General features: G+C 33.3%; 19 protein-coding genes and 1 pseudogene. 2 read left to right on the top strand and 18 right to left on the bottom strand.

The annotated features are described in order from the left end of the window. Positions 1–50 precede the first annotated feature (50 nt). Positions 51–5,135 carry a hypothetical protein gene (locus KJ849_05485; protein MBU2600006.1) on the bottom strand — a complete coding sequence of 1,695 codons (5,085 nt, stop codon included), beginning with the start codon at positions 5,133–5,135 and terminating at the stop codon, positions 51–53. Between the two features lie 292 nt (positions 5,136–5,427). Here KJ849_05485 and KJ849_05480 point away from each other — a divergent pair, with 292 nt between their 5' ends. Both KJ849_05480 and KJ849_05475 read left to right on the top strand, forming a co-directional pair. Continuing rightward, the gene (locus KJ849_05480; protein MBU2600005.1) at positions 5,428–5,748 is read left to right on the top strand and encodes a hypothetical protein; all 321 of its coding nucleotides are present in this window, start codon (positions 5,428–5,430) and stop codon (positions 5,746–5,748) included. Positions 5,749–5,890: 142 nt separating this feature from the next. Continuing rightward, complete coding sequence (locus KJ849_05475; GenBank protein MBU2600004.1) at positions 5,891–6,520, top strand: fumarylacetoacetate hydrolase family protein; 630 nt, start codon at positions 5,891–5,893, stop codon at positions 6,518–6,520. 41 nt (positions 6,521–6,561) lie between these two features. Here the strand turns inward: KJ849_05475 and secG are convergent, their stop codons facing one another. From secG to fabF, 17 genes and pseudogenes are all read right to left on the bottom strand, one after another. After that, on the bottom strand, positions 6,562–6,915 hold the full coding sequence (gene secG, locus KJ849_05470) for a preprotein translocase subunit SecG (GenBank protein ID MBU2600003.1): 354 nt from the start codon (positions 6,913–6,915) through the stop codon (positions 6,562–6,564). 8 nt (positions 6,916–6,923) lie between these two features. Next, positions 6,924–8,273: a hypothetical protein gene (locus KJ849_05465; protein ID MBU2600002.1), complete on the bottom strand. Its 1,350-nt coding sequence runs from the start codon at positions 8,271–8,273 to the stop codon at positions 6,924–6,926. A gap of 26 nt (positions 8,274–8,299) precedes the next feature. After that, positions 8,300–9,484 (bottom strand): 2,3-bisphosphoglycerate-independent phosphoglycerate mutase, encoded by a 1,185-nt coding sequence (locus KJ849_05460; protein MBU2600001.1) that lies wholly within the window; start codon positions 9,482–9,484, stop codon positions 8,300–8,302. 42 nt (positions 9,485–9,526) lie between these two features. Then, positions 9,527–10,282: a triose-phosphate isomerase gene (tpiA, locus tag KJ849_05455; GenBank protein ID MBU2600000.1), complete on the bottom strand. Its 756-nt coding sequence runs from the start codon at positions 10,280–10,282 to the stop codon at positions 9,527–9,529. Positions 10,283–10,779: 497 nt separating this feature from the next. Then, positions 10,780–11,967 carry a phosphoglycerate kinase gene (locus KJ849_05450; protein MBU2599999.1) on the bottom strand — a complete coding sequence of 396 codons (1,188 nt, stop codon included), beginning with the start codon at positions 11,965–11,967 and terminating at the stop codon, positions 10,780–10,782. Positions 11,968–12,013: 46 nt separating this feature from the next. Next, positions 12,014–13,021, bottom strand: a complete 1,008-nt coding sequence (gene gap, locus KJ849_05445) for a type I glyceraldehyde-3-phosphate dehydrogenase (protein MBU2599998.1) — start codon at positions 13,019–13,021, stop codon at positions 12,014–12,016. 370 nt (positions 13,022–13,391) lie between these two features. Next, positions 13,392–14,348 carry a DUF4340 domain-containing protein gene (locus KJ849_05440; protein ID MBU2599997.1) on the bottom strand — a complete coding sequence of 319 codons (957 nt, stop codon included), beginning with the start codon at positions 14,346–14,348 and terminating at the stop codon, positions 13,392–13,394. Beyond that, a complete protein-coding gene (locus KJ849_05435; protein MBU2599996.1) occupies positions 14,345–15,898 on the bottom strand; it encodes a GldG family protein in 1,554 nt (517 codons plus the stop codon). Before KJ849_05435 ends, KJ849_05440 begins: the two co-directional genes overlap by 4 nt. Positions 15,899–16,060: 162 nt before the next feature. Next, positions 16,061–16,774, bottom strand: coding sequence for an ABC transporter permease subunit (locus tag KJ849_05430; GenBank protein ID MBU2599995.1), 714 nt, complete (start codon positions 16,772–16,774; stop codon positions 16,061–16,063). Then, a complete protein-coding gene (locus KJ849_05425; protein ID MBU2599994.1) occupies positions 16,767–17,723 on the bottom strand; it encodes an ABC transporter ATP-binding protein in 957 nt (318 codons plus the stop codon). Before KJ849_05425 ends, KJ849_05430 begins: the two co-directional genes overlap by 8 nt. A gap of 192 nt (positions 17,724–17,915) precedes the next feature. Continuing rightward, positions 17,916–18,923, bottom strand: a complete 1,008-nt coding sequence (locus tag KJ849_05420) for an electron transfer flavoprotein subunit alpha/FixB family protein (protein ID MBU2599993.1) — start codon at positions 18,921–18,923, stop codon at positions 17,916–17,918. 158 nt (positions 18,924–19,081) lie between these two features. Continuing rightward, a complete protein-coding gene (locus KJ849_05415; GenBank protein ID MBU2599992.1) occupies positions 19,082–19,864 on the bottom strand; it encodes an electron transfer flavoprotein subunit beta/FixA family protein in 783 nt (260 codons plus the stop codon). Between the two features lie 13 nt (positions 19,865–19,877). Next, positions 19,878–19,958 (bottom strand): annotated as a pseudogene (locus tag KJ849_05410) (electron transfer flavoprotein subunit beta). Between the two features lie 90 nt (positions 19,959–20,048). Next, on the bottom strand, positions 20,049–21,200 hold the full coding sequence (locus KJ849_05405; GenBank protein ID MBU2599991.1) for an acyl-CoA dehydrogenase family protein: 1,152 nt from the start codon (positions 21,198–21,200) through the stop codon (positions 20,049–20,051). Beyond that, on the bottom strand, positions 21,190–22,842 hold the full coding sequence (locus KJ849_05400; protein ID MBU2599990.1) for a hypothetical protein: 1,653 nt from the start codon (positions 22,840–22,842) through the stop codon (positions 21,190–21,192). The genes KJ849_05405 and KJ849_05400 overlap by 11 nt, the downstream gene beginning before the upstream one ends. Position 22,843: 1 nt before the next feature. Then, entirely contained in the window at positions 22,844–23,557 is a 714-nt protein-coding gene (gene rnc, locus KJ849_05395; protein MBU2599989.1) for a ribonuclease III, read from the bottom strand. A gap of 197 nt (positions 23,558–23,754) precedes the next feature. Further along, positions 23,755–25,002, bottom strand: coding sequence for a beta-ketoacyl-ACP synthase II (fabF, locus tag KJ849_05390; protein MBU2599988.1), 1,248 nt, complete (start codon positions 25,000–25,002; stop codon positions 23,755–23,757). Between the last annotated feature and the right edge of the window lie 27 nt (positions 25,003–25,029).

The following is a 25,029-nucleotide window of genomic DNA, read 5'->3' as shown; positions in this document are numbered from 1 at the left end:
ATTGTTTTTTCTTAAGAAAAGACCGGGACACCCCATTTCCTTTTATTCCATTAAAATCTAAATTCTACTTTTACTGAAGCTTCATAAGAAAAATAATCTTTATATTTCTCAATCTTATCTTGAAAATAAGCACTCTTAGTCCATACTTCTACGATAACGGTATCTTTTACTTTATAATCACACCCTAAGCCTAAATTATATTGCCTGGTCTCTTTCTTGGTTTGGCCAGTATCTTCTTTATTTAAGACACCGTCTAGACTTAACTTATTTTCTAACCTATTCTTTAAATAAACATACTTTTTAGTAAATAAAATCTTTATTTTCTTAGGTTTTAAAACAGTATAATTTAATAAAAGCTTGGGCATTACTGTCTTGCTAAGGGTAGTATTTTTAGGATAGATCTTCTTACTTTCTTTATAGTTCATAGAGAGACTGCTCCGAAAACTTTTATTCCAATTCACGCTCCAAAGAGTATCAGGGTTAATTGAAATAAAAGTAGAAATTGCTGGCTCGGTAATTTTATTTCGACTATAGTTAAGGATTAGATACGAACTTTCAGCTAGATCTTTTAACTTGGAAAATATCTTCATTAAGTTAAATCTTGACGTGCCTCGATAAGTAATAGATTCTTGGTATCTTATTGAGCTTAAAGTTTGCTGAGTATTCTTTTCTAAAGTAGAAGTAATCGATAAATCCAATGGTTTCCATAAGTACCAATTGCTAGAAAGATCATAAGTTGCTTTTTTAGAAGCACTCTTTCTAAGGCTCTCTAAAGATGATCTTGATTTAGAATGATTAAATAAAAGTTTATCAAGGTAATAATCTCTATAAATTTCTTTAAGGGTATCCTTAGTGTTTAAATCTCCACTAATCTTATCATAACTTGCGGCAAGGGATAAACTATAACTTGGATTAAAGACTACTAACTTTAGTGGTAACCACCACTCTCCTAATGCAATGTTACTTCCTACATTAAAAGAAAGATTAGTCTTGACATTCTTGTATCTTTCTTTAATTAAGTAATCTTCACTCAGGAAAGATTTAAGACCAACTTTAGGTGCTAAACCTTTAATCTTATAGATGTTTAAATCATAGTTATTTTCAATTAATCTAAATTTAGGATAATAACTCTCTCTTTCTTTTTGATCCTTTCTCTCGAAGTTAAATAAAGTATTAATTCCTAAGATGGAGATAGGCGTATAATTGATAGTGATAGAGTTTCCTAAGCCTTTCTCTCTTAGGTAAGAATCTTTACTGGCTTCTCTGGGATACTCAGTCTTTCTAATCTCCCCATTATATTTACAGACTAATGAAACACTAAGACTTTCTCCAGTTGGAATAATCCAAATTTTCAAAGGAAATTGGTATTGATAATTCATATTAACTGATAAGGCTTTACTATCTTCCATTCTTTCTTCATTTTGATAATCATTTTTATTCTTACTGGTAACATAATTAGCCTTAACCGTAGGTAGCTTGGGTAAAGAAAACTTTACCCCGGTGTTATGCTGCCTAAAGATTCTCTGGCCAAAGTTGGAGATAGTTATATTTTCACTCCTTACGGGATCTTCTGCCGGATCAGTCAAAGTTTTTTCCTTTTGAAAGCTATAATTCATAGGTAGACATTTAATTATACTTAGGGAAGCATCAAAATTTTGCCATTCTTTATCTTGTAAAGGAGAAACACGGTCTATGTTTTCAAAATTTCTATCGATTTCTTTTTTACTCCATTTTAAGTTTAAAAAATCTTTATAGTTAGTATTAATAGTAACTCTTTTTGCCTGGCCTTCTTTAATCATATTCTCTGATAGAAAGACTTCATTAACCCAAATTTCTCCCTTTTGTCCATCTCCTCTTATCCCTAATCTAACTTCATTAATATTACTTAAAGAAGGATTACCTTTAATCTCATAAGAACCTTCTTGGAAAGAATAAGGAGGGGAACCTCCTAACTGAAGCTTAAGAAGATGTCGATTAAGCTCTATTAGATCTACCTTTATTAACTTCCAGCCGGTAAAGTCCATCTTACTCTTATATTTAAGATAGTTTTGATCATCGTTTCCTAACCAAATAAAAAACTCTTCTCCCTTTCCATCTCCATAAACAAAATAATTAAGGTATTTATAACCAGTATAATTTTGAGCCTTCTTATATTTATAAAAAGCAAATCCTTCTTTATTTTTTTCTAAGTCATAATTTAAGACTAAAGCTTCTTCTTTTTCAAGATCTACATATTTATAGAGATCCTTAAAGTCTTTACCATATTGAAGGTCATCTTTTAGAGACTTATACTCTGGATTGTCTTGACTGTTTAAAGATTTAACGATGATATCCTTTCCTTGCCATTTATTAGCCACAAAAGAGATCTGATCGATGTTAATTTCACCACTTTCACCTCCTTCTACTCTAAGGCGAAGATGCTTAATCACCTCCCACAGCTTTTTCTTTTCTTCATTACTTCCCTCTATGGTCTTCTCTATATCCAAACAAGGAATTAAATAAAACTTCCACTCCGGGTTAGTCTTTTCTGGAAGAGAGGTAGATTGGTAAGTATCTTTTACTTCTACGGTAAAATATTTCTCTTGGGTATCTAAGATTCCATCTTTATCTAAATCTTCACTATCTATCTTACTATTTCCTTTTCCTACCTTAGTTATAACTTCCTTTCCTTCATTAAACTCCCATCCTGTATCTTCTCCAGAATTTAGTAAGAGGTCTTTATTTTTGTCTTCACTATCCAATATTCCATCCCCATCAGCATCTTCACAAACCATTCCTAAATCTAGATAAAGTCTTGCTTGTTTTGGTATCTTTGCCCAAATCTCTAAATACTTATATCCTGAAAGGTCAACTCCTGGGTTAGAAAGGCTATTGACAATACTTATCCTCTGCTCTAAAGTATTTTCATACTTTAAAACCAAAGAATTCTTTTTTTCTTCATCGTTTAGATGACCCACTTCTTCATTATAAGGACCTGCTCTTTCATTATATGACTCTAACTTATAAAGCAACTTTCCTCTTTTTTCACCAGAAGAAAGCCATCCTAAATTCCAAGAATCTTCATCTAAAGAAACATGGTAGCTTATTTTGTTTCCTTCCATATTATCAATTATTGCTTTTCCAAAAGTATTCCAATTACGTTGAGATTTAGCTATCTCTCCAGAGATAGCCATCTGCCAATCTTTAGAAGGAAGATTAAAGAGATCCCCGATCATAGAAGAAATATTAATCTTAGTATCTATATCGATCAGACTTAAGCTTTCAGGAGAAGAAGTAATCTCAGGAATCTCCCTAACTTGACTACTTCCTTCGTAGATATAAGTAGATCCAAGGCAAATATTCTTACTAAGATCTAATGTTCCTCTCACCCCTAATAAATTCTTCCTAAATAATCCCCCAAAAGGCATATATTCATAATCAACCTTAATTTCGCTTTGCTTGTCAATCTCTTCTTCTCTTAAAAAAGTTATCCAACCAGAAAAATAATCAATAAGGTAATCTTGATCTTTTTTAAGTAGTTTTCCATCTAAGTATATTCTTTCACTATCAATCACTATATTAATTCGACTTAAAAAAAACTCCTTTTTTTTACTCTTATATTCTACATGAATCTTATATTTAGGCTTTTTATTAGGGGTATCATATAAGTCTTTATTAGAGCGCTGGTCATCGTCTGTTAAAAGAAAGGGAGTGAAGCTTGGAAAATGGAGTAATCCAAAATCAACGTCAATATATTCATAATCTACTAAATTATCTTTATTCTTATCCAGACCAAAGATAAATAGATAAGCATCCTCATCCCCATCTCTAACATTATTATTATTCTTATCATCATAATTTTTATTGTTTAAATCTCTAATCTCTAACAAGAAATCCTTATCATCTAAATTAATACTATTCATCTCTAAGGAGTAATAACCATTTTGTTCAAAAAATTTATAATATTCTTTATTATAAGAGCTATAGCCTTCTTTCGTAGGAATATCTGAAGCAGCTTTAATCATTAGAAGGTCTTCTTTATTTAAATTACCAAGATCATCATATCCTCTTTTTTCTAAAGTTGACTTAAAAGCCACTAAGATAATATTGTCCTGGCCTATATTTTTACGAAGACTAACCATTCCAGTTTGGTGGTCTATGACATAATCACTGATAGGATAAAGCTCATCAAAGCTATTTTCACCTCGATAATAATTTTGGTTATTAAAACTTTTTCCTGCCGCCGTAGTTGCCTTCTGGTTATCACTACCTACTCTATTATCTAAATAAATCTTAACTGACCCAACTTCGAGGGGCAAAGTCTTACCTATCTCCTTTGGTGGTGACAAATAAGGCAAATAAGCTAAAATTTGGTAATATTTTCTTTCCATAAAATTTGTATCGCTTATATCGATCGTTCTTTGTTCGGAATATCCTTTAAAGGTCTTACTTTCAGGAATTCCTTTGGTACGGCTCGCTACCGCTATAACACTTAGTTTTTTATAATTAACTGCTGCTTTAATTCCAAATAAATTTTTATTATAAGAAACAAATTCGGTATTAGGAAGAGATAATTGCAAGTCTCCAAAAGCAGCTTCCTTAACGACTTCTTTTTCTTTGCCTTTATACTCTATATGAAATTTTTGTCTTGTTTGAGTATCTGTAACGGTATCATCATAATCAATATCAGTAAAGATTCGATCTTGAATATTTCCTAAGACTCTTACTTGTAGTTCTTGATTAATATCAACTCCGGCAGCTAATCCTCCAGAAGGAGGCTTATCTTTTCGTTCCTTATCTTTAACCCAATAAGAATTTCCTAACTTAGCTTCGATCATCTTTCTTCCTTGGAAATTAATGTGTGATTCTATGGCAGAAATATCTCTCTCAAAAAATTTTTTAAGATCTAATTCATCATCAGGAGTTTTGTCCCCTTCTCCTTTCTCATCTTTAGGGTCTTTTTTTACTTCCTTGGTTTGGGAGCTTGCCAAAAAAGACTGAACCGTCTCTTTTTGAGGAAAAACTTCTTCTGAAAAACCATTTTTTAGAGAAGTTATGAGGAAGATTAAAAGCAAGATTATGACTAAGTTATTCTTAGAAAATTTTTTCATCTTTAGCTCATCAATATTAAGGATTAAACTTTTAGATCCTATCATATAATAAGTAAACCCCTGGTCAAGGTCAACCTCTTTATTTTACAAATTCCCCAACTTTGTAAAAAGATAGCAGAAACAGATTAACTTAATTTTTACGATTTTCATAGAAACATTAATGAATTTTCCCCAAGTTTGAATTAAAAAGAAGCTTAATTTGATTCTAGTCCAGCTTTTTTAATCACACCTTATAACTTATCGAACAATCGGGCAATTTTTCTACTTGATTGTCTTGGGAAAATAAACTAATATTCATATGAATAAGTAGCTTTTGTTCTATTTTGGTGACACTCAAATGATTACCTTTGATGATTTTAAAAAGATAGAAATTAAGACCGCGATCATTAAAGAAGTAAAAGAGCATCCTAATGCAGATAAACTTTATGTGCTTACTTTAGACTTAGGTGATGAAGAAAGGCAGTGTGTGGCGGGAGTGAGATTATATTACGAAAAAAAGACGTTAGTAGGTAAACAAGTAGCCGTGATAACAAATTTAGAACCTGTTACCATAAGAGGAATAAAAAGTTCGGCCATGATCTTAGCCGCTAAGGATGAAGAAACATTATCGATGGTCGTAATGGACAAGCAAGTTAAGAATGGTTTAAACGTAACATAGGATGGTTGGAAACCTACAAGGGCTATTCGGCAGGGTGATTCCTCGCAGCGAAAACGAGTGGATTAGCACGCCGGCTGCGTTGGATCAGGAACTAGTCGAGATGCTAAAGCAAGTCTGATTTGGGAAGAATGGTGACTGACACTTGAAAAAATTACCTCTTTTTAAACCCACTAAGATCATAGCTTGTGGTTTAAATTACTTAGACCACGTTAATGAACTTAAGATGGATATTCCCAAAAAGCCAATCATTTTTCTTAAGCCTTCTACATCGATAATTGGCCATTTAGAACCAATTATTTATCCAAAAATGGCTAATCAAGTGGACTATGAAGCAGAATTAGCTTTGGTGATTAAGGACAAAGTAAAGAATGTTTCGGTAAAGGAAGCTCCAAATTACATTTTAGGATATACTTGTTTTAACGATGTGACGGCGAGGGATCTTCAAAAGAAAGATGGCCAGTGGACAAGGGCTAAATCATTTGATACTTTTTCTCCTCTTGGGCCAAAAATTATTTCTGACTTAGATCCGACCAATCTTGATATTGCTCTTTATCTCAATGGAGAATTAAAGCAGTCTTCTCATACTTCTAATTTGATCTTTTCTCCCTTTTATCTAATAAGTTTTATCTCCCAGATTATGACTCTTCTTCCTGGAGACATAATTGCTACCGGAACCCCTGCTGGTATAGGTCCAATGAAGATAGGAGATAAAGTTGAAGTTAAGATTGAGAAAATTGGAAGTCTTATTAACTATGTAATAGAAAAGGAATAATTTTTTAGAGAAGATCTCCCAAGCTTAAAGTAAATCTTAGGTTACTTCTTTGAACTATTCTTTTCTTCTTTTCCTTTTTTGACTTCTTCTTTTTTAGATCCAGCCTTTTTTTCTATCTTCTTCTCTACTTTCTCTTTTACTATTCCTTTTTCTTTAGCAATAGAACCTTGACGAGAAGAAGATATGGTAAGAGACAGTGAAGTAATCATAAAGATAATCGCTATGCTGGTGGTGATCTTAGTTAAAATATTTCCTCGACGAGGACCAAAAGCACTCTGACTACTTCCACCGCCAAAGACAGAAGCTAAATCTGTTCCTTTGCCTGATTGCAATAAAATAAGGGTAATTAATAAAAAACAAGCTAAAATATGAGTAATGATTAAAAATGTGACCATTTTTCCTCCTAAAAAGCCATGTTTAAACTAAGATTAAATCCAAAACCTGTAAAATCCATACCAAAAGAAGAAGGCTTGAAATACCAAATCTTATTAGCTTCATAATTTCCTTGGTCATCTTTAAAATTCTTAGCCGAAGCTATTTTATAATCAACTACTCCCTCAAGACCAAGCCAGTCAGTGATATCTAATTTGAAACCTTGAAAAAACAAGACCCCATAGCCTACTTTAAAAAATTTTAACTTAGCCTCAGAATATACTTCTTCTTGGTCCTTAGTAGTCCCAGAATTTACCTTTAAAATAGTAGGAATAATCAATAGCCCTATTCCTGTATAGAGATGAGTATCTTTAAACTTCAGATAAGGATACTTAAGAAAGCCATTTATCCTTAAAGGAAAAGCATTAGCTTCTATCGAATATTTAAAAGCAAAATCCCCAGAATACATAGTATAAATCTCTGTGTCATCGGAATCATCGGTAAGTTTATTATCTCGCTCGTCTTTTATTTGAGAATAATTTACCATAGCAGAACTTAGATAAGATATATTCCCAAGACCCAATCCAAGAAAAAAATTTGGCTTTACTTGAAAAGAAAGATTAAGGTTGTAAAAAGCACTTCCTAATGGACGAATCACTCTTTCTTTAGCTAAACCTTGGTATTTATTTACTGCCCTTTCAATAATCTCTTTTCCTTCTGTATCTTTAGGTATTACAAAGATATCTTCTTTTTCTCTTTCAGGTAAATCTTCTGAGTAATTTTTTGAAAAATAGCTATAAATATTATTTGCCCATCTCTCTAAAGAGTTCTTTACTTCTTGGGGAGAAAAAAAAGCATACCCTATTCCAACCCCTATGCCTGGAGTATACCTTTCAGCCAGGTAATCTAAAAACTTAAGCCGCTTTTCTAAAGGAATTTCTCTCCAGCTTAAAGGCTCCCTTACTCTTTTTGGATGGTAAATATATTCAGGATATTCAGGAGGAATAAGATCTCTTTTTTTATCCACCGCCTCATCCTTAATAACTTTACCTTGACTATAAGGGGGCTCTACATAGATGATCTCTTTTTCATCTATTTCTTCTTCTTTTTCTTCTCCGAGATCTTTTTTTCTATCTTCTTGATAGTAATCCTGGAGTAGGATATTTTCTTCTTTATTCTTGGGAAGAATTATTTCTTGGCTTTCTTTATTATTCAGGTGATCTTCTTTAGGTTTTTTAGAAGTAGTTTCTTCTACCTTTTCTAAAAAGATATCTTCATAAATTTTCCAATGAAGGGGTGTTATTTGGGAATATAAGGTAGTAACAAAGTTCATCTCTAAGATCACGATCAAGAGAAAGAACCTTAGATAAGTTTTAACCATAAAATCTTACTAAGACCATAGTTTGCTTAAGCGCCAAATTTTGATAACTTTAAGGCATGGGCTAAGGCAAGCGGCATAACATTTATCGCTTCAAATTTACCTAAACCTCCAAAAATACAGCTACTTTCAGAAAATTTATCTACTCCATCCCTTCTTGTAGTTTTAGAATGAATAAGGATAGGGACACTATGCCAACTATGGCCTGAAAGTATAGCTGGAGTGCTATGATCCCCAGTAATAACAAGGACTTCCGGGTTTAAATTTAGTATTTTGGGCAATAAAGAGTCAATTTTTTCTATCATAGTTACTTTTTGACTAAAATTACCATCTTCGCCAAAGCTATCGGTCTTTTTAAAGTGAAAATAGAAGAAATCATAAATAGCTAAGTTTTTTTCTAAAGTTTTTATTTGATCTTCTAATGTTTCGCCACTATCTAAAATCTTCATCCCTACTAAACGAGCTAATCCTTTGTACATATGATAAATAGCAATGGCAGCGGGATTTAATTTATAAACTTCTTGCAGAGAAGGAAGTTTTATATTATTAGCAAAACCCCTCAGGAGCACCATATTGGCAGGATAAGAGTCTCTTAACCTCTCTTTAGCTATCTTGACAAACTCATTAATAACTTCAGCGGTATATTTAGCCGTAGAATCCAAAGGTCTAACTTCTAAAGCTGATAAACCAGTCTTTTGAGGATCTGACTCGCTAACCTTCTCCATTAAGTTATCTCCTCTAAAAACAACTAAGAAACGATGTTCTTTTACCGCCGTAACAAATACCTTTACTCCTTTAATGGTTATTCCTTGCAAAAGCTTGCAAACTTCTAGATTAATTTCGGTAGAAATTCTTCCGGCTCGACGATCCACGATTATTCCTTCTTGATTAATAGTAGCAAAATTACCCCTTGCGGCTAAATCATTTGATTCTAAAGGAAAATCAGTTCCTAAAGCTTCTAAGATGCCTCTACCAATTTCATACTTAAAAGGGTTATAACCAAATAAAGCTAAGTGGGCTGGTCCGCTTCCAGGGGTAATGCCCATAGAAAGAGGATAAGTCAATCCACAAATAGACTTTTGAGCTAATTGATCTAAATTAGGTGTCCAAGCCGTCTCTAATTCTGTCTTTCCTTCAGCATTAGGTATTCCTCCTAATCCATCAATGACTATTAAGATAATCTTAGCTTCATTCTTTAAGGAAAGTTTCTTTATAATCTCTTGCAGCACACTTTTTCCTTTCTATCCTTCGCTTACCTACCCTTTATATTGGACAATCTTTTCAAAAGAAGAAGCATTTAAACTTGCTCCGCCAACCAAAGCTCCATCAATGTCTGGTTGAGCCATTAAACTACTGATATTTTCAGGAGTGACACTTCCTCCATACTGAATACGAACATGATTAGCTAATTCTTGATCATAAATCTTAGCTAATGTTTCTCGGATAAATTTATGGATAGCTTGAGCATCGGACGGGGTAGCCGTATTTCCTGTGCCAATAGCCCATACTGGTTCGTAAGCAATGGTTACTCTTTCGACTTCTTTTTTACTTAAACTTAAAAGGCCTCCAGTAATATGAATATAAACAATCTCTTCATGAACTCCTCTTATTCGTTCTTCTAAATTTTCCCCTACACATAAAATAGGGAAAAGATCAGCCTCAATAGCTGCTCTAATCTTAAGATTAATCATCGGATTATCTTCCTGGCAGTACTTTCTTCGTTCACTATGTCCCACAATTACATAGTCACAACCTAGATCTTTTAACATCAGAGGAGATATTTCTCCAGTGTAAGCTCCCTTTTTTTCAAAATAGACATTTTGAGCACCTAATTTAATGTTAGTTTTCTTAATTAATTTGGCTACTGGATCAAGAGAAGTGAAAGAAGGACAGATGACTACTTCTACATCTTCTACAGAAGATAGAGATTTTACTAACTGGAAAGCTAAATGACAAGATTCAGAAACAGGATAATTCATTTTCCAATTACCAACCATGATAGGCTTTCGCATAACCTTTTCCTTTCTTTTGATAGCAATGATAGTTACTATATGCAATCTGATAAATAATTTGACATAATAGTTGTATTTCCACCCCCTAACCCCCGCCAGCGGGGGATAGGCTTGTCCTTGTCCGAAAAGGCAACGAAACCAACGGACATTCACGAGGCTGTCCCCCGCTGGCGGGGGATAGGCTTGTCCTTGTCCGAAAAGGCAACGAAACCAACGGACATCCACGAGGCTGTCCCCCGCTGGCGGGGGTTAGGGGGTGGATTTTCCCTACGAGGTATGTCAACTTAATTAATGGTTTGCATATATCAAAAAAGAAAAACTTAAGAATAATTTGTAACCGTAATTTATCTTTATCTTATTAGATAGTAAACATCTATAGTAGTTATTAACGAAAACCGGACATAGGAAATAATACCGAGCAATAAAAGATAAACTTGTTTGCCCTCAAATTAATTTGCTCTATGTCAAATTTTCATTAATAAGTGCTATAATAAGGTTTACTTATTAGTTAAAGCGACAATTCCGGGAAGCTCTTTTCCTCCTAATAGTTCTAAACGAGCTCCTCCAGCAGTAGAAACATGGGTAAATTGATCTGCTATCCCTAATTTATCTATGACGGCACCTGAATCTCCACCACCAACAATAGTGGTGGCAGGTTTATGGTTAGCGATAGCTTGGGCAATGGCATAAGTTCCTTTAGAAAATGCTTCTACTTCAAATACGCCCATCGGTCCATTCCAGACAATAGTCATGGCTTTATGTATCTTAGCAATATAATTATCGATGGTCTGCGGACCAATATCTACTCCCATCCAACCATCTGGTATTTCTTCTGTTATTTTGCCGTATTCGGAAGAATCAATTGATTTAACTATTAAGTGATCCACAGGAAGATAAACAGGGGTGCTTAATTTTTTGCTGTTTTCCAAAATCTTTTTAGCCACATCTAGCTCAGCTTTTTCAAATAATGAATTACCGATAGAACTACCTAAGGCTTTTAAGAAAGTGTAAGCCATTCCTCCGCCAACTAAGATCGCATCAACTTTTTCTAAGAGATGGTCTATTACCCCTATCTTAGTAGAAACTTTAGCTCCTCCTAAAATAGCTAAAAAAGGTCTTTTGGGGCGAATTAAGGTTTTACCTAAATACTCAATCTCCTTTTCTACTTGAAACCCCGCTACTGCTTTTTGAACAAAATTTGTAATTCCTGCCACGGAAGCATGAGCTCGATGAGAAGCGCTAAAAGCTTCATTTACAAAGATATCTCCTAAAGCAGCTAATTTTTGAGCAAAGACTTGGTCATTCTTAGTTTCTTCTTTATAAAACCGCACATTTTCTAATAAGATAACTTCTCCTTCTTCCATCTTATCAATCTCTAATTCTATCTTTTTTCCTATGCAATCATCTAGCTTTTTAACTTCTTTACCTAAAAGTTCGCTTAATCTTTTAGCAATAGGATTAAGCCGCATACTTTCTACTACCTTACCTTCTGGTCGGCTTAAGTGAGAAATTAAGATAACTCTTGCTTTTTGAGAAAGAACGTAGTTAATAGTAGGTAAAGTTTCTCTAATTCTACGATCATCAGTGATGTGACCATCTTTATCTTGGGGTACATTAAAGTCAACTCGAATGAGTACCTTTTTTCCTAAAAGATCTACCTCATTAATAGTAAGTTTTTCAAACATCCCTTACCTCCTTTTAACTTGATTAAGATTAGAAAAATCAATAAAGCTAGAATCCAAAACTACTAATATAAGAAATTAAGTCAATTACCCGACATGAATAACCCCATTCGTTATCATACCAAGCAAATACTTTAACTAAATTTCCTCCAACCACACTAGTACAACTTCCATCCACAATAGAAGATTTAGGATTACCTTTAAAATCACAAGAAACTAAAGGCAAGTTGGTAAACTCTAAATATTTACTTAACCTTCCAGAGGCAGCCATTTGAAGAGCTTTATTAACTTCATCAACAGTTACCTCTTTTTCTAATTCGGCGGTAAAATCTACTAAAGAAACATTTGGCGTCGGAACCCTTATGGCGATTCCATCAAGCTTGCCTTTAAGTTGGGGAATAACCTTAGTGACAGCCTTAGCGGCCCCTGTAGTAGTAGGAATCATAGAAAGAGCTCCAGCTCGAGCTCGTCTTAAATCTTTATGAGGTAAGTCTAAAAGGCGTTGATCATTAGTATAGGAATGAATGGTGGTCATTAGACCTTTCTTAAGACCAAAGTTTTCTAATAATACCTTGACCACAGGAGCTAAGCAATTAGTGGTGCAAGAAGCATTAGAAATAATATGGTGTTGACTATGATTATAAGTCTCTTCGTTCACTCCCAAGACTAAAGTTACATCTTCATTTTTAGCTGGAGCAGTAATTATTACTTTCTTAGCTCCTGCTTTTAGATGCTTAGAAACGTTTTCTCGATCCAAAAATATACCAGAAGATTCTATGACTACTTCAACTCCTAAGTCTTTCCAAGGTAAATTAGCCGGGTCTTTCTCTTTTAAGATCTTAATCTTTCGATCTTTAATCTGGATAAAGTCATCTACTACCTTAACTTCTTCTTCCAGAAGACCGTGAATAGAGTCATATTTTAATAGATGGGCTAAAGTAGAAACATCAGTAATGTCATTTATGGCTACAAAATCTATCTCTTTATTTTCTAAAGCTGCCCTAAGAGTAATTCTACCAATTCTTCCAAAACCATTTACCCCAACCTTAATTGCCATTTTACCTCCTTAGATATTTATTATGTAATTATTATGTAAAATATTATAAATAAAATAGGCTTGGCCTTTTATAACTTATAATAGTCCTACATGCTTTAATGCCTCTGTAACATTCTGGTCTTTAAGGGCAATCTCCCTTAAAGCCCTCTCTATCCTTTCCTTTCTATCCTTTCCTCTCTTTCCTCGAGTTCTTTATTCTTTCTTATGGCCGATGCCAGAGCAGTTCTTTATCCCACAGGACAAATCCTATCATCACCTTTTGTCCAATAGGCATTACAACTTCCTCCTCTCAAAATTAAGGGTTAAAGCTATATTATCAACTATCCTGATTTTGTTAGCTTTAGCTGACAGCGAAGTGCTTACGACTTAGTTATTCTTTTTTAAGATCCTTTCTTAAGTCTTTTATTTCCCTAAATAAGTCACTGAGACGATACTTTGAAACTAAAAAGATAGTAGAACTGCCTTCTCTCTTTAAATAAGCTTGATCATTCTTATTCTCATTTCCAACAAGAAGTGTCTTTTCTAATTTATTTTTAAAGATCACTTTTATAAAAGAACAGGGACGGTCAAACCCACAAACTTTTAAGTTATCTTCTAAATAAAAGTTGTCTGTTTTAAGTTTAGAGAGTTCATCTAAGATAGATTTTACTACTTCTTCTTTAGCTTCTATTTTTTCAGGTTTAATTATTTCAAATTTACCATCTTCAAATTTACCATCTTTAAATTTACCTTCTTTTTTTGAAGAGATAATAGTTTCTTTTCCTTCTTTATTTAAGATAAGTTGATCTACTTCCCAAGGATTAAAACTAAGTATAGTCCGATCTCGCCAACAAGTATTGCCTTTATTAAAGATGCCTCTTAGGTCTTCATTAATTAAGATTACCTCTTGGCTATCCTTTTTTTGAATATAGGTGCTGTAAAAATCAGGAGCATTCTGACCAATAAAAAAACAAGAAATATCTTTATCTTTTGCCTTACTAACTCTTACTTCTAGATAATCTTTATCTAATCCATAAAAGGCTTTTTTCTTAGGATTAATAGAGACTACATTCTTACTAGAAAGATGCTTGATTTTATCAATAAGATCTTTTACTTGCTGGGGATTGGCAGGATAATTTAAAGAAGTAGTAACTAACCATTCATTAGCTTTCTTTTCCAAAATTACTTTATCTTCTTTAGTTAAAATAGTAATCTTAGAAATTTCAGCTACTTCTAAGTTTGGAAAAAGTAAGCTTTCTTTTTCCTTAAAGCATTTTTTAGTAATAAAGATAGCCAGGACTAAAGTAATTAAGACCATTAAAGAGAAGTAAGTTCCCTTAAACTTCATTTCTCGTATACCTCTAATAACTTCTTAGTCTTGTTTTTTAAATAAAATCTTATCCCACTATAAATAATTACTCCTAAAGGAGCTAAGAACATAACTATAAATTTAAAGAGAGACTTATTGTATTCGCTTATCTCTTTTAAGGGACGGTCAATTACTTCTTTTAAACGAATGTCTATTAATTTATCACCTAAGTTTAGCCAATCTATAATATTTAAGAAGAAGATACTATTAAAATTAAATTGTCTTATAAAATTATCAGTAATAAGATTAGAATTTCCAATAAGGACAATTTGAGCTTCCGGGGAAGATTCTTTAATTATATTATCTTTTTCTTTAAGGGCACTCTTAAATCTTCCCTTAAGCATCAGGGCTAAGGTACTTTGAGAAGTCTTTGGACTTATAAAAGATTGTTGGGGATTAAGATTAAAGGATTCTTCTTGAATCCAAGCATGTTTTGTAGTTTTAACTAATTCTACAGCTTTTATCTTTTTATCCAAAGAAGGCAGTATTTCTACTGAGGCACTCCAAGGAAAGACTAAAGAACCTAATTTACTTATGATAGGATGATTTAAGGCTGTATTTTCGGCTAAAATTTTAATCCATAAAGGATAAGGTAAAGTAAAGTAAGCAAACCCAGAAGAAAAAGAAGCTAAAGCATAACTACGATCTAAAATTAAATTTTTGTTTAATCTTACGCCGTAGTTTTTTAAAAGGAAGTCAAGACCATCATTGTTAAGGGTAACATTTAAGGAGTCTTCGGCTATCTTAATGGCATCAAGTAAAAAGACAACCTTCCCTCCTTCCATAATAAATTGGTTTATTTTTAAAGCTGTTTCTTCTGGAATTTTTTCCTTTGGTCCTGGAATAATTAAAGTATTTACATTAATTTTAGTCTTGTTATTTTCTACCTTTACCTCGCAAGTTTTATACTGTTTTTCAAGTAAATTTCTAATTTCATTATAATCTTGGTAAATGCTATGTTCCTGGTGGCCAGTTAAGAATCCAATTGTCTTTATTTGAGGAGAAGTTAATTTAAGAATCTTAGAAGTAAGCTCATATTCTAAATTATCCGTATCTTTAACTAAAGGAATTACTTCTTTCTTATCTTCATATAAAATAGCTATACCCAAGTAAATATTGACTACTTGGGCTTTATCTTTCTCAATAATATTAAATTGGACTTGAGGAATACCCATCAGTTGAGCACTTTGCGTTAATTTTAGGTCTTTGGAAGGATCTAAATAATTAAACTTTATCTTTCCCTTAGAGTAAATTTGATACTCCTTTAAAAGATCATCTACTTTTTGAGTTAAGTTTACTAAATAAGGGGGCAATTTCTTAGAAAAGTAGAGGTTAATATTCACTAGATCATCTAGGTTCTTTAAGACTTCTTTAGTCGATTTAGATATCGTAAATTCCTTATTCTCAGTAAGGTCTAATCTAAAGAATAACTTTGTAGAAAAATAATTAATGACTCCTAAAAAGCCTAAGAAAATAAAGATTAAAGTTAAAGAATTAATTTTATGTTGAAGTTTTTTAAGGCTGACCATCTTTATTCCTACTTTTTACTTTCTAAGATCTAAGATCTAAGAAAAAGTAATATATTATGTCTTGACTATCAATTCTTTTTACTTTCTAAAAAAATAAGATATTATGTCTTGACTATCAATTCTTTTTACTTTCTAAAAAAATAAGATATTATGTCTTGACTATCAATTCTTTTTACTTTCTAAGAATCGAATATTAAGATATAAGAAGAAAGCAATGAAAGAAAGATAACATATGATATCTCGGCTATCAATTACCCCTCGTCCCATGCTGTCAAAATGAACTCCTAATCCTAAATACTTAAAGATAAAGATTAAAGAATCGGGAAGAAACAAGAGAATAAAGTTTTCTCCAATGATTAATAAGGCGAAAGAAATAACCACTCCTATAATAAAAGCTATAATTTGGTTTTTAGTAAGAGCCGAGGCAAATAAGCCAATGGATAGATAAGCTCCTCCCAACAAGATTGTTCCTAAATAACCTCCAATGATAGGTCCTAAGTCTGGATCTCCTACCAGGGTTATTATTAAGGGAATAGTGAAGGTTAAGCAAAGATTTAAGATTAAGAATAAGAGACTACCTAAGAATTTTCCTAAAACAATTTCGTAATTTTTCAAAGGAAGAGTAAATAAGATTTCTAAAGTTCCTAAGTTACTTTCTTCGGCCCATAATCTCATGGTAATTGCTGGGACAAAGAAAAGAAACAACCAAGGTAAGATCTCAAAATACTCGCGCATAGTAGCTTGGTTGATAATAAAGAATCCCCTTAAAAATAACCAACCAGATAAAACTAAAAAGACAGTGATAAAGATATAAGCAATATGGGAATTAAAGTAACTGTTAAATTCTTTTTTAAGAATAATAAAGATGTTATTCATAATTTTCTCTCGTATTAGCTTCCTTGGTGGTTAACTGTAAGAATAAATCTTCTAAATTTAACTCTTCTTTATGAAGGCTAGTAAGACTCCAATGATTATCTCTGGCTAAAAAAAATAAATCTTCACTTAAATTAGCCCCAACTTTACCCTGAACTAAAAAAGTAGTTAGATCATCTTTTTCGCTAACCTCTTCTACTGTAAGGACATCCTTTGCTAAAGCTATTTTATCTTTAATTTCCTTTTTGGGACCTCTTATGGTAAGATAAATATTTTCTTTTCCTTTAGCTTTCTTAATAAGCTCACTAGGACTGCCACTAGCTACCAGCTTTCCTTCATTAATGATTAAGACTCGACTACAAGTAGCCGAAACTTCTGGTAAGATATGAGTACTTAAAATAACCGTCTTCTTCTTTCCAATCTCTTTAATGAGTTTACGAATTTCTATAATTTGACTTGGATCTAACCCTGCCGTGGGTTCATCTAAGATGAGAATTTCTGGGTCATGAATCAGGGCTTGAGCTAACCCCACCCTTTGGCGATAACCTTTAGAAAGCTCACCAATATCTTTGCTTATTGCTTTTTGGAGGCTGCAAACTTCAATCATCTCTTTAATCTTTTTCTTGCTTTCTAACTCTTTAAATCCTCTAATTTTAGCGATAAAGTCTAAGTAATCCAGAACACTCATATTTAAATACAAAGGTGCATTTTCTGGAAGATAACCGACTATCTTTTTTACCTGAAGGGGGTTTTCAAGAATATCATAACCAGCTAAAGTAGCTGTTCCGTTATTGGGAGGAAAGAAACAAGTTAAGATTCTCATGGTGGTGGTCTTTCCTGCCCCATTGGGACCCAAAAGACCTAAAACTTCTCCTTTGTTTACTTCAAAAGAGATATTATCTATCGCTATAGTATTCCCAAATCTTTTAGTAATATTTTTGACGTTAATCATTATAATTAATTTTTAAATATCTCTAAAATTTAACTTTCTAGTCTACTAAATTAGTAAACTTATTAAAATTTACTAAGACTGTCTAAGACTGTCAAGGAATTTCTTTGATTTTGATATTATAATCTCAGGGCAAGCCCCTATTCCTAATATTTAGTTCCATAAAATTCCATCATTAGAATGGCTGAAGTTTTATCATCCTTCCTTTAAAGACTTAGTTAATAATGGAACCACTTCAAATAAATCACCTACTATTCCATAATCAGCTATTTGAAAGATAGGAGCATGAGGGTCTTTATTGATTGCCACAATACATTTTGAAGTCTGCATACCTATTAGATGTTGAATAGCCCCAGAAATTCCACAAGCAATATAAAGTTTAGGTGATACCGTTTTACCTGTCTGCCCTACTTGGTGATAATGAGAAATCCAGCCTGCATCTATAACGGCCCGAGAAGCACCGACTACTCCTCCTAAAGCTTTAGCTAATTCTTCTAATAAAGCAAAATTCTTGGCCTCCCTTATTCCTCTTCCTCCAGAAACAATTACCTCTGCTTCTTCTATATTAACTTTGCTCTCTAATTCCTTGACTATCTTTAATATCTTTATTCTTAAATCTTCTTCTTTGATTTCTGGAAATATCTTAACTACTTCACCTCTTCTTTTTAAATCTTCCTTTATCTTCTTCATTACCTTAGGGCGAACGGTAGCCATTACCGGACGACGACTTTTACACAAAATGGTAGCCATAATATTACCTCCCAAAGCAGGGCGCGTCTGGGCTAACTCTCCACTTTCCGTAAGATCTAAACCAGTGCAATCAGCCGTAAGTCCGGTCTTAAGTTTAGCGGCTACTTGAGGAGCAAAAGCTCGTCCTATGCTGGTAGCCCCTATTAAGACCATCGCTGGCTTGTATTGACTAATAAGTTCTGCCATCATCTTCGGATAAATACAACCAGTATAATTCTCTAATCTTGAATGTTGGACTAAATAAACTTTATCTGCTCCGTGAGTAATTAAATCCAAGCACTTATCTTCCCAGCCATCTCCCATTAAGACTACACTAAGCTCTGTCTCTAACTTATCAGCTAATTCTCTTCCTTTGCCTAATAACTCGTAGACTACATTTTGAATCTTTCTTTCCCGCTGTTCGGCAAATACCCAAATTCCTTGATAATTATTTAGTTCTTCCGAAATATTCATCTATTTAACCTCGCCACCTTATTTGGTAAGCATTCAGGTATCAGCCATCAGTTTTTAATCTATTAGTTATTAACGAAAATTAGACATAGGAAATAACACCTATTTCCTGATTTTGTTAGACTTAACTGACTGCTGATTGCTAAAAACTTACCTTGTTTTTATATTATTTTTGTCTCTTTTAAATTTCCAATTAATTCCTTAACTACTTCTCCTGGGTCTCCTTGAAGAATTTTACTTCCTTCCTTGGGAGGTAGGGTAAATACCTTGATTACCTGAGTAGGTGAACCTTTAAGACCAACTTTCTCTTTGTCTACTTCTAATTTTTCCACACCCCAAATTGGTATCTCTTTCTTCTTAGCTACTAAAACTCCTCTTAGAGAAGGATGTCTTGGTTCGTTAATCTCTCTATTCACCGTAATTAATAAAGGCAAATCTACTTCTACTGCTTCATAACCATCTTCCATGACACTTTCTACCATAGCCTTACCATCTTCAATCGTTATTTTACGGACATAAGGTATAACTGGAATATTTAAGATCTCTCCTAATTCTGGTCCTACTTGAGCGGTATCGCCATCAATGGCTTGTTTTCCACATAAGATTAAATCAAAACTACCTATCTTTTTTATAGCCGTAGCTAAGGTAATCGAAGTAGCAAAAGTATCTGCTCCTGCAAAGGCTTTATCTGATAACAAAATAGCTTCGTCTGCACCCATGGCTATTGCTTCTCTTAAGGCTTCCTGAGCTTGAGGAGGTCCCATCGAAACAACGGTCACCTTTCCTCCATGCTTTTCTCTTAACCTCAAGGCTTCTTCAAGGGCATTTTTATCAAAGGGATTAATGATGCTGGGCACACCTTTTCGAATTAAGGTATTAGTCTCTCTATCTATCTTAACTTCTGAAGTATCTGGAACTTGTTTAATACAGACAATAATATTCATTCTCCACCTTTTTGTCTTTAATAGTATTAGTCTCTCTATCTATCTTAACTTCTGAAGTATCTGGAACTTGTTTAATACAGACAATAATATTCATTCTCCACCTTTTTGTCTTTAATAGTATTAGTCTCTCTACCTATCTTAACTTCTGAAGTATCTGGAACTTGTTTAATACAGACAATAATATTCATTCTCCACCTTTTTGTCTTAAGATATAATTAGCAATTACTCCTCTTTGAATTTCTGAGGTTCCTTCTACTATTTCAAAAAGCTTAGCCTCTCGAAAATATCGTTCGACAGGATATTCCTTACAATAACCGTATCCTCCATGAATCTGAACGGCTTTGTTTACTACCCTCATGGTTACTTCAGAAGCATATAACTTTCCCATGGCCGCTATATCTTCAAACTTTTGACCTTGATCTTTTAAAAAAGCAGCTTTTAAGATTAAAAGCCTAGCTGCTTCAATTTCAGTAGCCATATCAGCTAACATAAATTGGATAGCTTGAAAGCTTGAAATGGGTTTATCGAATTGGATCCTGGTTTTAGCATACTTCACCGCTTCATGAAATGCTGCTTGGCCTAATCCCACTGCTCCAATACCCATGCCTATTCTTCCTAGATCCAAAGTCTGCATCGCTACCCTAAAACCTCTTCCTTCTTTATAAAGTAAATTTTCTTGGGGTATTTGGCAATTCTCAAAAATAAGTTCTCTATTAGGCAAGGCTTTATAGGCCATCTTATTTTCATTTTTACCAAAAGTAAAACCAGGTGTTCCTTTCTCTACAATAAAAGCACTCATTCCTCTTGCTCCCCGTTCCTGGTCAGTCTTAGCTAAGATCACATAAATATCTGCTTCTCCGGCATTAGTAATAAAGATCTTAGTTCCATTAAGAATATAACTACTGTCTTTCTTTACGGCTTTAGTTTGGATGCTCCCAGCATCTGAGCCAGCATTTGGTTCGGTAAGACCAAAAGCGCCAATCTTTTCTCCCTTGGCTAAAGGAACAAGATACTTTCTTTTTTGTTCCTCGCTTCCAAATAACATAATAGGATAAAGACAAAGCATATTAGCTCCAAAGATAGCTCCCGTAGTAGCACAAGCCTTAGAAATCTCTTCCCCCACTAAAGTCCAGGTTACAAAGTCATAACCTAACCCTCCATATTCCGCAGGAACAGGAATACCCATTAAATCATAAGCCGCTAATTTTTTGACATTTTCTACCGGAAACTCTCCTCTTTCATCAACTTCATTTGCTCTTGGGGCAAACTCCTCCTGGCAAATTTCTGAGGCCGTCTTTCTTATTAGTTCTTGTTCTTCAGTAAGATTAAAGTTCATCTTTCTTAAAACCTCCTTTATCTTCAGATATTTCCTCTAAATCTATCTCCGTTAAATTTTTTAACCCTTGATCAAAACTTAAATCTTCCTTATCTTCAATCATGTCTTCTAATTCAGATCTATTTTTTAAATTTATTTCAGCTAATTTTTTTATTTCAGCATTTATTTCAGCGTCTATTTCAGCGTCTATTTCAGCATCAACATCTTTAACACTATTTAACCTTTTTAAGACTACTTCTTTTATTTCAGAAAGTTCATTCCTTAGTTTTTCTATCTCACTCTTTCCTTCCTTAATAACTTCTTCTAAATATAACTTTAAATCATCTTTCTTATCTTCAGGCTCCTCAAGTCTTTTATTTATAATCTTGTTAGAACATTCCATCACTATGTCCTGGAGTAGTAAAATACACAACCTACACAAGACTACCGTATTTTCCTCAATATCTACCGAACTACTTAATTTATTTTCTATAACAAAATGCTTAAAGTATGGAGAAATATCAACAAAATATTCATAATAGTTTACTCTATAGCCTTTAAAATTATTCTTGCAGATCCAACAAGTAGCTCCTTTCTCTAAATTTTCAATCATCTTTTCGCAACGAACTCGCCATTTTTCATCGCCACAATTAGAGAATAACCTGGAGGCTTCTTTTAACTTTTTTATTACCCCTTCAAAATTAAAAGTTCCCTTAGCTTCACGAACAGCTTCATAAAAAATAGCACAAGCAGAATTGTATAAATATCTTTCTTCTCCATTATTAGTATGGCCATCAGTAACTAAATATTTAAAAGTAAGTAATTTCTTCTTTTCTATTTCTTTAAAGGTTGAAGCCGCATCTAGATACAATTTTACCTTCTCTCCGTGATCCTTATTTAAGTCGGCTAAATTTTCATATCTTCGGGCTTCTACTTCTAAAATTACTCCCTCTATTTCTACTTTTCCTCCAAGTATTCCTATTTGGGCAATAGGAGGTAATTTTTTAAGGATTTCTATTATCTTTTCGCTATATCTTAATTGACGTTCTTGATCCTTGGAAGATAAGTAAGCCTTTATTAATTCATTAGTTACCTCAATAATTTTATCCTTCTTTTCTGGCTCTTTTAAAGACTCTTCGATCTCGGTAAACCTTACTTCCCTTACTTCTTCTACTATTTCTTCTTCTAAAGACCTTCCAATTTCTCCAATCCTTTCTTCACTTGCTTCTTCTTCCACTTTTTCTTCCTGTTTCCGAGTTTGCCAAGCTTGACTAGAAACAGAAGCTACGAGTTCATTCCTCTTATTGGTTAACTCTTCAATTAACTCCCCAGACAATATTAAATCATAAGGAAAGCTCATTCTTTCAATTTCATCAAAACCTTTTAAATTATGAACAATCTCCTTAATTAAGCCTACTTGTTCATCTCCATCTTTGGCATTTAAATACTTATAGATTAAAGCATTAGCAAAAGATCTCTTTTCCATAAGTTGGTCTTTTTCTTTTTTAAACTTTTGAGAAGCAGCCTCAAAAGACAAAATAGCTTGGCCAAAATTTTTTATCTTCACTAAATCAAAAGCTTTCTGATAATGGTATTGGCCATTATCAATCCCTTTATCACTTTTAGCGTCTTTAAACTTATTGATTATTTTTTTTAAGACCATTTTAATTAATTCCTTTTTCAAATTTTTTGATAGCCATCAAAGCTGCTTTTTGTTCCGCTTCTTTCTTACTTCGACCAACCCCAAATCCAAAAATTTTATTATCAATTAAAACATCCACCTCGTACATTTTTTTATGATCAGGTCCTTTAATGCTTACTACTTTGTATTCTGGTAATACTTTAAACTTCTCTTGAGTAATTTCCTGAAGGGTGGTTTTGCTATCTAAATTATACTTATCATCTTTTTCGAGTAATTCAATATCCCCTTTTATTTGAAGAATAACAAATCTTTGTGCCTCTTTAAACCCTCCATCTAAATAAATTGCTCCAATAATTGCTTCTAAGGTATTACCTAAGATTGAGTTTCTATTTCTTCCTCCCGTCGATTCTTCTCCTTTTCCTAATAATAAATGCTTTCCAATAAACAATCTTTTAGCAACCTTAGCTAAAACATTCTTATTAACTAAAGAAGAACGAATCTTAGCTAAATCACCTTCCACCTTCTTTGGATAAAGATGATAAATATATTCACTTATAATTAAGTTTAAAACTACATCTCCTAAAAATTCCAACCTCTCATTTTGAGAGTAGCTATTTTTCTCGTAAGCAAAAGAACTATGAACCAAAGCTAAATCTAAATAATCTTTATTTTTGAAACTATACTCAATTTTTTCTTCTAACTTCTCTAATTCTTTTTTTCTCTCTTCGATAATCATTACTAATCCTCATCTTCATATTTTTTTCCAACTAAGCAGACATTATGCCCACCAAATCCATAAGCAAAAGAAATATTTTTCTCGCAAGTAAAAGAACTATAAACCAAAGATAAATCTAAATAATCTTTATTTTGGAAACTATACTCAATTTTTTCTTCTAACTTCTTTCTAATTCTTTCTCTCTTCGGTAATCATTACTAACCCTCATCTTCATATTTTTTTCCAACTAAGCAGACATTATGCCCACCAAATCCAAAAGAATTAGAAAGAAATATTTTTATTTCTACCTCTCGTGGTTTATTAGGCACATAATCTAAATCGCATTCCGGATCAGGATCTTCATAATTTATAGTTGGATGAACCATCTTTTTTTCCATGCACATTAAACTCACTATAAATTCTACACTTCCAGCTGCACCTAATAAATGTCCAATCATCGATTTAGTTGAATTTATAGGAATGTGATAAGCATGCTCTTTAAAAACCTCTTTAATGGCTAATGTTTCACCTTGATCATTTAACTTAGTAGAAGTACCATGGGCATTTATATAATCTACTTCTTTTGGACTAACATTGGCATTTCTTAAAGCCATCTCCATAGCTCTAACAGCTCCTTTTCCATCAGGTGAAGGAGAGGTAATATGATATGCATCGCCAGTTAACCCGTAACCAATTATTTCTCCGTAAATAGAAGCGTTTCTCTTTAGAGCATGTTCTAAAGATTCCAGAACTACAATACCTGCTCCTTCACCCATCACAAATCCATCTCTTTTTAAATCAAAAGGGCAGCTAGCTTTTTCTGGAGAAACATCTCGAGTGGAAAGCGCTCTGGCGGTGCAAAATCCAGCAAAACTCAACGGAGTAATGGCTGCCTCAGTTCCTCCAGCAATCATTACTTCGGCATCCCCTCGTCTAATGATACTAGCCGCATCTCCAATGGCATGAGATCCAGAAGCACAAGCGGTAACGACCGCAGAATTCGGGCCTTTGAATCCATAAATAATGGAAACCCAACTAGAAGCTATATTAATAATCAACATCGGAATAAAAAATGGAGTTACTCTCTTGGGCCCTTTCTCTAATAAAATCCTATGTTCTTCTTCTATGACATCTAAGCCCCCAATCCCCGATCCTATATAAACTCCAATTTGATCAAGGTCTTCTTTCTCTAAATCTAATCTGGCCTCTTGAATAGCCTTAACACTAGCTGCTATAGCTAATTGAGCAAAACGAGCTGTTCTTTTAATATCTTTTTTATCCATAAAAAGAGTAGGATCAAAGTTATCTATAGTAGCGGCTATACGAGAAGAATAACCACTCGTATCAAAAGAAGTAATCTTATTTACCCCACTTTTTCCCTTAATTAAAGATTCCCAGATAGTTTCTAAATTGTGCCCAAGAGGAGAAATAATTCCTCTTCCTGTAATTACTACTCTTTTTTGCACTTACACCTCTTTAATAAAAATAAATTT

The organism is bacterium (genome assembly GCA_018830565.1).
In the GTDB taxonomy this organism is placed as follows: Bacteria; UBA9089; JAHJRX01; order JAHJRX01; family JAHJRX01; genus JAHJRX01.
Note: the sequence above shows the minus strand (reverse complement) of the source record. Positions and strands in the feature narration are given on the sequence as shown.

Coding starts and splice junctions, on each gene's coding strand:
- KJ849_05485 (MBU2600006.1), bottom strand. CDS start 5,135: ATGATAGGATCTAAAAGTTTAATCCTTAATATTGATGAGCTAAAGATG.
- KJ849_05480 (MBU2600005.1), top strand. CDS start 5,428: ATGATTACCTTTGATGATTTTAAAAAGATAGAAATTAAGACCGCGATC.
- secG (MBU2600003.1), bottom strand. CDS start 6,915: ATGGTCACATTTTTAATCATTACTCATATTTTAGCTTGTTTTTTATTA.
- KJ849_05465 (MBU2600002.1), bottom strand. CDS start 8,273: ATGGTTAAAACTTATCTAAGGTTCTTTCTCTTGATCGTGATCTTAGAG.
- tpiA (MBU2600000.1), bottom strand. CDS start 10,282: ATGCGAAAGCCTATCATGGTTGGTAATTGGAAAATGAATTATCCTGTT.
- KJ849_05450 (MBU2599999.1), bottom strand. CDS start 11,967: ATGTTTGAAAAACTTACTATTAATGAGGTAGATCTTTTAGGAAAAAAG.
- gap (MBU2599998.1), bottom strand. CDS start 13,021: ATGGCAATTAAGGTTGGGGTAAATGGTTTTGGAAGAATTGGTAGAATT.
- KJ849_05440 (MBU2599997.1), bottom strand. CDS start 14,348: ATGAAGTTTAAGGGAACTTACTTCTCTTTAATGGTCTTAATTACTTTA.
- KJ849_05435 (MBU2599996.1), bottom strand. CDS start 15,898: ATGGTCAGCCTTAAAAAACTTCAACATAAAATTAATTCTTTAACTTTA.
- KJ849_05430 (MBU2599995.1), bottom strand. CDS start 16,774: ATGAATAACATCTTTATTATTCTTAAAAAAGAATTTAACAGTTACTTT.
- KJ849_05425 (MBU2599994.1), bottom strand. CDS start 17,723: ATGATTAACGTCAAAAATATTACTAAAAGATTTGGGAATACTATAGCG.
- KJ849_05420 (MBU2599993.1), bottom strand. CDS start 18,923: ATGAATATTTCGGAAGAACTAAATAATTATCAAGGAATTTGGGTATTT.
- KJ849_05415 (MBU2599992.1), bottom strand. CDS start 19,864: ATGAATATTATTGTCTGTATTAAACAAGTTCCAGATACTTCAGAAGTT.
- KJ849_05405 (MBU2599991.1), bottom strand. CDS start 21,200: ATGAACTTTAATCTTACTGAAGAACAAGAACTAATAAGAAAGACGGCC.
- KJ849_05400 (MBU2599990.1), bottom strand. CDS start 22,842: ATGGTCTTAAAAAAAATAATCAATAAGTTTAAAGACGCTAAAAGTGAT.
- rnc (MBU2599989.1), bottom strand. CDS start 23,557: ATGATTATCGAAGAGAGAAAAAAAGAATTAGAGAAGTTAGAAGAAAAA.